Source organism: Burkholderia sp. BC1, assembly GCF_052683555.1.
On record NZ_JBQYLP010000114.1, the window covers coordinates 1 to 10,227 of the forward strand.

General features: G+C 57.3%; 6 protein-coding genes. 5 read left to right on the plus strand and 1 reads right to left on the minus strand.

Translation table 11 applies throughout. From position 1 onward, the window contains the following. The first annotated feature begins 689 nt into the window (after positions 1-689). The 4 genes from ACSHSS_RS28825 to ACSHSS_RS28840 all read left to right on the plus strand — a co-directional run bounded on the left by ACSHSS_RS28825 (position 690) and on the right by ACSHSS_RS28840 (position 8,588). Positions 690-884 (plus strand): type II toxin-antitoxin system HicA family toxin, encoded by a 195-nt coding sequence (locus ACSHSS_RS28825; protein WP_445545858.1) that lies wholly within the window; start codon positions 690-692, stop codon positions 882-884. Between the two features lie 66 nt (positions 885-950). Continuing rightward, on the plus strand, positions 951-1,364 hold the full coding sequence (locus ACSHSS_RS28830) for a type II toxin-antitoxin system HicB family antitoxin (RefSeq protein ID WP_012367238.1): 414 nt from the start codon (positions 951-953) through the stop codon (positions 1,362-1,364). Between the two features lie 425 nt (positions 1,365-1,789). Continuing rightward, a complete protein-coding gene (locus tag ACSHSS_RS28835; RefSeq protein WP_445545859.1) occupies positions 1,790-4,882 on the plus strand; it encodes a TrlF family AAA-like ATPase in 3,093 nt (1,030 codons plus the stop codon). 412 nt (positions 4,883-5,294) lie between these two features. Continuing rightward, the gene (locus tag ACSHSS_RS28840) at positions 5,295-8,588 is read left to right on the plus strand and encodes a DEAD/DEAH box helicase (protein ID WP_445545860.1); all 3,294 of its coding nucleotides are present in this window, start codon (positions 5,295-5,297) and stop codon (positions 8,586-8,588) included. Between the two features lie 504 nt (positions 8,589-9,092). On the opposite strand, the gene ACSHSS_RS28845 is transcribed toward ACSHSS_RS28840, so the two are convergent. After that, positions 9,093-9,587, minus strand: coding sequence for a hypothetical protein (locus ACSHSS_RS28845; RefSeq protein ID WP_445545861.1), 495 nt, complete (start codon positions 9,585-9,587; stop codon positions 9,093-9,095). 280 nt (positions 9,588-9,867) lie between these two features. Here ACSHSS_RS28845 and ACSHSS_RS28850 point away from each other — a divergent pair, with 280 nt between their 5' ends. Then, positions 9,868-10,146, plus strand: a complete 279-nt coding sequence (locus ACSHSS_RS28850; RefSeq protein WP_445545862.1) for an HU family DNA-binding protein — start codon at positions 9,868-9,870, stop codon at positions 10,144-10,146. Positions 10,147-10,227 lie beyond the last annotated feature (81 nt).

The following is a 10,227-nucleotide window of genomic DNA, read 5'->3' on the forward strand; positions in this document are numbered from 1 at the left end:
GGCTACGTCTGCGATGACCGCCGAGCCGAATAAATCAGCGTTTCCCTAGGGAAGCGAGAAACGTGACCCCATCCGATGCCGTGACCCACGCGCCCACTGGCTAACGGGGCGTTCGGCGACCCGCGCAGCCGCAGCGCGATGTCCGGCCATAATTCTAGGCGGCACGAGATTGATCACGGCTAGGATGCCGAGCGGTACTAGATCGCATCATCGAACAGCCCGATCACCGAGATAAAACAGGGTGCAATCTCGGTGAGCGAAGGCCAAACGCAAGCCACCGTGGCCGTGGTATGGATCCGCGACTGCGACGCGATTCGCCGAGTTAGATCCTTGAACTGGATGAGCAATAAAGTGGCACCCGGTGCGACTGCGTATGCGTCAGTTGAGGCACGTCACTCGACGCGGTCAACGCAGCGCGCGAGGACGCTTTTTAGCTACGACCGCACTACCAGCCCCCGAAGACACCCCGAGGCATGCCTGCGAGGAGACGAGCGGCCCATATGGCGCTTGGAGATCCGTTCCGATCCGAAGTCGCGACGCCCAAGCGACTGGACTCAGTGCGGATGTCTACACACCGCATACACAAATTTTCCTTGCATTCCTCTGCTGTGTGTATAGACTACACACCGGGTCATGGGAAAAAGGGGTGTGTATGGCGACAGCTATGGCGAAGGATATGGTGCGGCGTTATGGATTCGAGAACAGTGATACGGCGGCTTGAGCAGGATGGGTGGGTACAGAAGCGGGTGAAGGGCAGTCATCATCACTTCAGGCACCCGAGCAAGTCAGGCACGGTAACGGTGCCGCATCCCGAAAAAGACCTCACGATTGCGACGCTGAAAAGCATCGAGAGGCAATCTGGTGTAACACTCACCGGGCAGTAAGGCCGGTGGCTACAACGGACCCCGAGGGCCGCAACCGGTCAGCGGGTTCCAGACAAGGAGTTGGATGTGAGATTTTTCGTCGCTGTCGACAAGCAAGAGGGCACCGATTATGGCGTTGTCGTACCGGATTTTCCGGGCTGCAACTCATGGGGCACGACGCTCGAACAAGCGCTCGAAAACACGCAAGAGGCTATCGAGGGATGGGTTGAAACTTCTGTCGAGGCGGGGGACGAAGTGCGCTTCGAGCCCACGTCGTTTGAGGAACTTCGCGACAACCCAGACTATGCCGGCTCATTTTGGGCTGTCGTAGACATTGATCCTTCGAAATTTGATATGAAGCCAGAGCGTGTGAATATAAGTTTGCCGCGCTTCGTGCTTACACAGATTGACGCCTTCGCGGAGGCCCACAAGGAAACGCGTAGCGGCTTTCTTGTTCGTGCGGCACTAGAAGCCATTCGGCACGAGCAGACAGCCGTCTGATCGAAAAAACCCCACCAGAGCGGGGCACGGAGTATCCGCGCTTGGCCGAACTTGGGTTCGGCCTGATCCGGGTCGCACAGCAGGGACGTAATGCCGTCGAGATCGACTCATTCGATTGCACGCCGAACCCTTTCGTATTATCAGCAGCGACACCGATGCCGCGATTGGCATCCGTGGGGAGGCTCGCTGGCGTACTGGGACTGTAAGGCCGCAGTTGCCGCTGCCAACGCTGCGGGAGTGCCGCTGGACTTCAATTTGACGCACTTGCCAGGCGCGGACTTCCTCTGGACCCAGTAACTCGGGAGAGCACCCGAAATGTTGGGCAAAGGACTTTACCTGCCGGAGGAAGCGCGTTGGGTATTGGCCGCGAGATTGCGGCAAGAAGAAGCCACAGCTTGCATCGGCCAACAATTCAGGGGGCTCCAATGACGAATGATCCTGCCGGCTCGACTTGGAAAAAGTGGGACTTGCACGTCCACACTCCGTCGTCAGTCGTCCACAACTACCCCGGTGCCAGCCACGACGATGCGTGGGAGGCCTTCCTTCAAGACCTCGAGGCCCTGCCGCCCGAGTTCAAGACCATCGGCATCAACGACTACATCTTCATAGATGGCTACGCGCGGGCGCGCAAAGCGAAGCTCGAGCAAAACCGGCTCAAAAACATCGACCTGCTGCTGCCCGTCATCGAACTGCGCTTGGACAAGTTCGCCGGGGTGGTCAAGAAGGAGAAGGATGGTACCTACTCGCAGTCCGGCTGGAACCGCATCAATCTGCACGTCATCTTCGACGCGATGGACCCCGAGGTCATCCAGCAGCAATTCCTCAATTCGCTGACCCCAAGCTACCAACTGATCCCCGACTCCAGCGACTGGAAGGGTAAATGGAAAGGCGTCATCACTCGCGATAGCTTGTCCGAGCTTGGAAAGATGATTGTAGAGTCGGCGCCGCCTGACAAACGAGGGGGCTACGCCCCGCATATGCAGGAGGGCTTCAACAACTTATGCGTGAGCCTGGAGAAGGTGCTCGAGGCGCTCGACAAGCACTACTTCGCAGGCAAATACCTGATCGCAGTTGGCAAGACGGAATGGGACAACCTCAAATGGGATGACCAGTCCATCGCCGAGAAGCGCAACATCATCAATCAGGCCGACGTGGTTTTTACGGCCTCCGCCAATCCGGCCGCATACGACGCGGCCCGCAAGAAGCTCTCAGAGTCCAACGTGAAGGCCACGCTGCTCGATTGCTCCGACGCTCACGCGCCCAGCAGCTCTGAGAACAAGGATCGTGTCGGCAACTGCTTCACTTGGATCAAGGCTGACGCTACCTTCGACGGCCTCGTCCAAGCCATCACCGAGTTTGAGGACCGCGTCTTCATTGGCGATGCGCCGCCCAAGCGCCTGCTGGTCGAGGCTAACCGCACCAAATACGCCTCCAAAATCCGCATCGGCCGCAAGGTCGGCTCCACGCTCGCCGATACTTGGTTCGACGTCGACATGCCCCTGAATCACGATCTGGTAGCCATCATTGGCAACAAGGGCAGCGGCAAGAGCGCGATGGCAGATATTGCCGCGTTGGCCGGTGACACCAAGAACTTCAAGAGCTTCTCGTTCCTCAAAGACACGCGCTTTCGCAATCCGAGGAACAAGCTCGCGCAGCACTTCATCGGCGCGCTGGGCTGGCACGACGGGACCGAGTCCGAGCGTCCGCTAGACCAAGACCCGTCTGAGACCAGCGTGGAGCGGGTGAAGTATTTGCCTCAGAGCTACCTTGAGACGCTGTGCAACGAGCTCGGCGACGGTGGCTCGGCAACGTTTGACACCGAGCTGCGCAAAATCATCTACACGCACGTCCCAGAAGAAGCCCGCCTGGGATACACGTCCATGGACGAGCTGCTCGACTTCAAGGTCGCTGAGATCGACAGTGCTCGCGAGCAAGTCATCAAGGAAATCTCGAAGGTCAACGCCGAGATTTTACAGGCCGAGCGCAGGCTCACGCCGGAATTCAAGCAGACGCTGCAAGAGCAGCTCGACGCCAAGGTCGCCGAGTTCAACTCCCTCGTGGCATCGAAACCTGCCCCGGTAGAAGACCCGACGGCGTCGGAGGTCGCTCAGGAAGAGTCGAAGGCGGCCACGGGGCGGATTCAGGCGCTCGAGGACGAGCTCAAAAAACTGCGTGAAGAGGAGAGGTTGCTCCGCGACAAGAAGGCCTCCGACGCCAAGCGCCATGCCGTCCTGAGCCGGATCGCCCAGGCGATCATCAACCACAAGAAGGTTCACGATCAATTCGTGGCTGAGCTGGCTCCCATGCTGGCCGAGGTCGGCGCGGACTTGAAGGCCTCCGAGGTGGTCGAGCTGAAGATCGACACCACGAAAATCGACGCGCTGGTCAAGGCTACCAAAGAGTCGATTGCCAACGTGGACGGGGCGCTTGCCAATCAAGAGCCCACGGGCCTCTCCAAGCGACGCGAGGCGGTCGAGACGGCGATCGCTGAAATCAAGAGCAAGCTCGGTGAGAAGGAGCGCTTGTTCATCATCTTCAAGGATCAGGTCGCCAAGTGGGAGCAGACCAAGGAAGAACTTGTCGGCAACAAGGACAAGCCGCAGTCGATTGAGTGGTTCAAGGCTGAGATTGAATCCTTGGGCGCTCTACCCGACAAGCTTGCAACTCTGCGCGCGGGCCGTGCGGAGTTGGCCAGGGCGGTCCATGAGCAGATTGGTAAGACCGTCGAAGAATACCGGCGGCTGTATGAGCCGGTGCAGCAGTTCGTCAAATCCGCAGCACAGATGGAGATGCACCTACCATTGGACTTCGACGTGCGCATTGAAGAGTCGAACTTCCAAGAGCAGTTCTTCCCGCGCATCAATCGGCAGTCGCGGGGCAGCTTTTCAGGCGTGGAAGAGAGTAACCAGCTCATGCGTGGACTGCTCAAGGAGGTTAACTTCGGAAACGTGGACTCGACGCTGCAATTCCTCGAGACCGTCGACGACATGCTGCACTTCGATCGGCGCGAGCCCGGCGCTGGCCGCGAGACCCGGATCATTGATCAGCTCCGCAAGGGCGGCGAACCCCAAGACATCCTCGACTACCTCTACGGCATGAGCTATTTGGTGCCGAGGTATTCGCTGACATTCGACCAGCAAGAGATCAGCCAGCTCTCGCCCGGCGAGCGCGGGCTGCTCTTACTGGTTTTCTACCTGCTTGTAGACAAGGACGACATCCCAATCATCATCGATCAGCCGGAGGAGAACCTGGACAACCAGACCATCTTCAAGGTGCTGGTCAAATGCATCAAGGCAGCCAAGCAGCGGCGCCAAGTCATCATGGTGACGCACAACCCGAACTTGGCCGTGGTTTGCGACGCCGAGCAAATCATTTGCGCCACCTGTGACAAGACGACTAATACGTTCAACTATGTCTCTGGCGGTATCGAATCACCAGTGATCAAGAGCACAGTCGTTGAAATTCTTGAGGGCACTGAGCCAGCCTTTAAGAATCGAAAGCGTAAGTATGGTCTTTGATGGCAATGCTGGGTATGCTAAGGCCTTGAAGTCACCGTCATCCGCAATGTCTGCCGCCAGTTCGTTGTTCTGTGCCGAGACCTCAACCTATTGGAAGATGCGCGCGCTTGCGGCATCAAGCTTATTTTCAGCCGAGAAGTGCAGTTTGTACGGACCGACAATGAGGCAGCGGCAGATGGCGGATTTCTAGCGATGAACATCCTAACGAATTGCGCTGAGCGGAGTGACGGCGCGAAACCGGCGATGTGGTCTTCAATCGACTAGCCGCTGAATCATTCGGAAGTTTTACTGGTCGGTATGCGCCAGTAGTGCGCTTGCTGAACGAACCAATTCCAGAGGGCGACGCGCGGAGCCCGATGCATGTCGGGCTCCGCGCCGCAACAGCTATAACTACAAAACAAAGGCTTTCGAAATGAAGGTACGGCTTCCACGGGTTTACGCAGTTAACAAAAAGGTCGAGAAAAGCTGGATTCGCCAGGTCGCATGCCTGGAGCTGGAAACTGAAGCGGCTATCGTCCGGTTCGTCACTCAGGGTACCGAGGGCTTCGAAGTCTCGGCCGGGTCGTTTTCAACTCCGGTTTGGGTTTTGCGAGATGCCCCGCACAATATGCCTGCTCTGAGCGAAGCGGCTGTGCTTAAGTGCTCTGCGACATTGACCGATGAGGGACTCTTAGATGCGTCAGGTGGTTCGTGGCTGCTGCATCCGTTGCAACCGGCGGCTGCAGCTGCAAATTACGAAGCGAACGCGAAAAATGCCATTGCGTCATGGCGCGGCGCATTCAAGTATGTTCTTGAAGACAGGTCCGCTGACATTATAGGCCTTCGGCCTCCACAAGCCGGCGCCCTTCACGCGATACACGCACATTGGTCGACCAGCAGTGAGGTCGCGTCTGTGGTCCTGCCCACCGGCACGGGAAAAACGGAGACCATGTTGGGTGTTCTGACCTCGACTCCATGTGAGCGGGTCATAGTGGTTGTCCCAACAGATGCGCTACGTACTCAAATAGCGGAGAAATTTCTGACGCTGGGGCTGCTCAAGGCGCGTCGCAGCACTATCCTCAATGAGAATGCGCAGTTCCCCGTTGTCGGGATCCTTGAACACAACATCCCAACCGTTGAGGGACTGGCAGCTTTTTTCTCCGCGTGTAATGTCGTCGTGACTACGAGTCAGATTGCAGCTAAGCTGACGTCGGAATGTCAGGCTCACGTCGCGCAACTGTGTTCGCATCTCTTCATCGACGAAGCTCACCACGCAGAAGCTCGAACATGGAAACAATTCAAAGCTCAGTTTGAAAATCGTCGCGTCATCCAATTCACAGCGACTCCGTTCAGAGACGATGACCGGCTGATAGATGGAAAAATCATCTATCGCTACCCGCTGCGACAGGCGCAGCGAGACGGGTACTTCCGTCCGATTACGTTCCGGTCGGTCTTTGAGTTCAATGAGAGGAAAGCCGACAGAGCGATCGCCGAAGCGGCTATCAGCGAACTCGACGCCGATACAACTCATCTTCATGTTGCAATGGCGCGAGCATGGGACATCCCGCGGGCAAAGCAGGTCTTCGAGATTTACGAGGCAATCGGTCGCTACAACCCTGTGCTGCTCCATAGCAAGCTCACAGCGTCAGAACGACGGGACGCTTTTGCGAAGCTCAAGTCGGGGGAGTCCAGGATAGTGGTTTGTGTCGATATGCTGGGAGAAGGGTTTGACATGCCCGAACTCAAGATTGCGGCGTTCCACGACACGCGAAAGAGCTTGCCGGTTACGCTCCAACTCGCGGGACGGTTCACCCGTGCGCGGCCAGACTTGGGTGATGCCACTTTCATTGCGAACGTGGCAAACCCCAGTGTGAAGGGAGAGCTTGAGAAACTGTACAGCCAAGACCCGGACTGGAACGAGTTGCTTCCGGATTTGAGCGACGCTGAGATAGACAACCAGATTGACTCGCGAAGTTTCCTTGAGGGATTTGAGCCGTTCTCCGGTGAAATCCCGATTCAGGAGATTCGCCCGGCCACCAGCATGGTCGTATACCATACGCGCTGCAGCGTGTGGAAGCCGAAGGACTTCCGAAAAGGCATTCAAGGCATCAGGGCAACCGATAAGGTGAGCCATACGCTCAACCAAGGCGAGAACATGCTTGTAGTGGTCGTTGGAAGCAGCAAAGATGTCTCGTGGACGGACATCGAAGCGGTTCAGGATTGGCAGTGGGAGCTACTCGTTGCCATCTGGGATAAAGAACGCGCGCTACTGTACATCCATGGCTCATCAAAGAGCGGCGAATACCGGATGCTGGCCAAGACGTTATGCGGCGAAGACGTTGAGTTAATACGAGACCCCGAGCTGTATCGTTGCTTCCACGGAGTGAAGCGTCTTCTGCTCACCAACTTGGGCATGAACGAGCAGTTTGGACGAAAGGTTCGGTATATCTCGCGGATGGGCGCTGACGTCGCATCCCAGTTGTCGGAGAAGTCGAAAAAGACGGCGCGTCGGGCTGTCATTTCTGGTATCGGCTTCGAGAAAGGTGCGACGGCGACCATTGGCGCGACAAAGCGCGGTCGTGTGTGGTCCTTTCAGCGTCTACGGCTCGAACCGTTCTCTCGATGGTGTAAAAACGTAGGCAGCAAGGTCATCGACCAGACCATCAATCCGGAAGATGTCCTCAAGGGCACGCTCATCCCGAAACTTGTGCAGCAGCGTCCTGACGTTATGCCGATAGCAATTGAGTGGCCCGATAGTATCTATCAGGACCATGAGAGCGTTTTTTCGGTGCAAGTAGGTGAGCACGGCGCCAAAGCGGATTTTTGGGACCTCAGTCTCGAACTGGTCGCCGCTTCCGATAGTGGGGAGATAAAGTTTCGAGTCGTGAGCGAGTCGATGGAAATCATCCTGCGTCTGGAAATCACTCCAGTTGCCGACGACTCCATTTCAACCTATCGCTTCGTGCCAGAGGGGGAGGCGGGAACGCTAAGCCGCCGGCAAAGAAGCTGGACCCTGTCGGACTTCTTCGAGGAGAACCCGCCACAGATTTTCTTCGCTGACGGTTCGTATCTGGAGGGTAACCTGCTCGTAACGTTGCCTGACGCATACGCGCCTTTCGATGCTGCAAAGATTGATGTCTGGGACTGGTCACCGGTAGACATCAAAAAGGAAGCACAGGGCGCAACTCGGGAAGCAGACTCCATCCAGTACAAGGTCATTGAGGACCTGAAAGCCGCGAATCTGTACGACGTCATCTACGACGACGACGGGTCGGGTGAGTCCGCAGACGTCGTCGGTATCAAGGTGACGGAAGAGGACTCACGTACAACTATCGCGGTTGACTTCTATCACCTCAAGTATTCGCAGGAAAGTGCCGCGGGTAGTCGGGTGGGCGACCTGTACGAAGTCTGTGGTCAAGCGCAAAAGAGCATCAGTTGGCTACAGAACCAGCTCCGGCATACTGAACTCTTCAATCACCTGTTGCGGCGCGACCCGAAGATTCGCAAAGGGGTCGCTTTATCGAGGTACCAAACAGGTGACAGGGAAACGCTCGCTGCCATAAGAAATCAGAGTCGAACGGCGGCATTAAAGCTTCGCGTGTTTATCGTGCAACCCGGCTTGTCCCGTTCGAAAGTTAGCGCTGAGCAACTTTCATTGCTGAGCGTGACGGAGAACTTCCTCCTTGAAACGTATGGCGTGCCGTTCGGCGTCATTGGAAGCGCTTGACGTTTGGAACCTTCATTCTTTATCGAAAATCGGGATATACGGTGACGCCTAGGTTACTCGTCTGCGCTCGAGCTTGCGTTTGAATTTGCGCGTTCGATTGTTGCTGAGATTTGCAAGGCATGTGGTAAATGAGCACTGTTTCAGCATTCAGAAGGCAGACCGCGCCGCGAGGTGCATCATCGTCGACGTTCGGAGGATGGCGGCAATGACAGCGGCGAGAACTCAACGGTCGCGTCGCTGCCGAAGTGCCATCACTGTCGCGTGCAGTTCCTTGTACCGGGATCGACGCGCCAGCGAGATAGGGGAACTTATCACTATGGTGCGATTGCTGATTGAAACCCAAATTTCGCGCAACGCGTGACCGCCACTGCCCGCGCAGCAGGGGAGTTGACACCGACCTTCGCGACACGACGCTCAGTGACGATGTCATCGAAAATCAGTCATCCCGCCCGGTGTTGGGCAGCCCCAGCGACAGAACAGGTCCGCGTAATTGACCTCTGAAGGCTAGTAGTGGCTGGCGCGTTGAATCACGAAGGTCAGGAATACCAGCAGCACCAGACCGTCGACAACCGCTGTTGTGAAGTAGTCGTTGCAGTACGAATCCTCATATTCCAGGAATCGTCGAACTTCCTCGTTGTCGAGCGTGGTCCGATCCACCTCGTCGGGTATTTGGCCCCGATGGAGGCCGAACACGTCCGCGTAGCCGTGCCCCTTCACTAACACCGAAATGTGGTCGTCAAGCACGAAAACACCGTCCGGCTGGCAGCGAGCGAGGGCATAGCGGGTCAATGCCACTGACGGATGGTGCCAGCCGTCGAAATCGCACCCACGATCCAGCTGGTACGCAAACACATGTCGGAACGGCCGGTAGCCCTCGTCAGTTGTGCCGTGCTCTAGCAGGGAATCGAACTGGGCCAGCTTACCGGTTGCCGCCGCGAATGTGCGATCGTCGAGCGTCGACTTGACTTCAATTACACCAAGCACTGCCTCGACCGGCACGAGGCGCCGGGCGTCATCACCGCTGTCCAGAGGGAGCGCTGGGCAGTTCAGCGCGTCATTGCTCTTGCGAATCTGGTCGGCTGCTAGTGCGGAGTGATGGCTATCGGCTGGTCACGACGGTGGCTGATTTTGGCAATAGTGCTCACGGCCCCCTTTTTCCTCTCGCGGAATATGTTGTGGTATCAGCACGAGCGCGGCACCACCGTAGTGACCCCGTGGTTTGCTCGTTCACCCTCGTATGCGGTAGGGTGCGGCTTTGACTGGCTTAGGAGGAGCAACTATGAACAAGCAGGAACTCATCGATGCCGTGGCCGCCGGTGCCGGCGGGAGCAAGAGCGAGGCGGGCAAGGCGGTCCAGGCGGTGCTGGACGTGATCACGGAGGCAGTGAGCCGCGGCGAGGCGGTGCAACTCATCGGTTTCGGGGCGTTCTCGCGGGGGCAGCGCGCGGCCCGGACTGGCCGCAATCCGACGACTGGGGCGGAGATCGAGATCGCTGCTGCCAAAACGGTGAAGTTTACAGCCGGCAAGGCTTTTAAGGACGTGGTGAACGCGTCGTGATGCCGCGCGAGGTCGAATCGGCAGGTTATGCTGCGGATTTCGGCGATGGTGATCAATCGTTTCGGCGAACGTGATCAGTCT

Coding starts and splice junctions, on each gene's coding strand:
- ACSHSS_RS28825 (WP_445545858.1), top strand. CDS start 690: ATGGATTCGAGAACAGTGATACGGCGGCTTGAGCAGGATGGGTGGGTA.
- ACSHSS_RS28835 (WP_445545859.1), top strand. CDS start 1,790: ATGACGAATGATCCTGCCGGCTCGACTTGGAAAAAGTGGGACTTGCAC.
- ACSHSS_RS28840 (WP_445545860.1), top strand. CDS start 5,295: ATGAAGGTACGGCTTCCACGGGTTTACGCAGTTAACAAAAAGGTCGAG.
- ACSHSS_RS28850 (WP_445545862.1), top strand. CDS start 9,868: ATGAACAAGCAGGAACTCATCGATGCCGTGGCCGCCGGTGCCGGCGGG.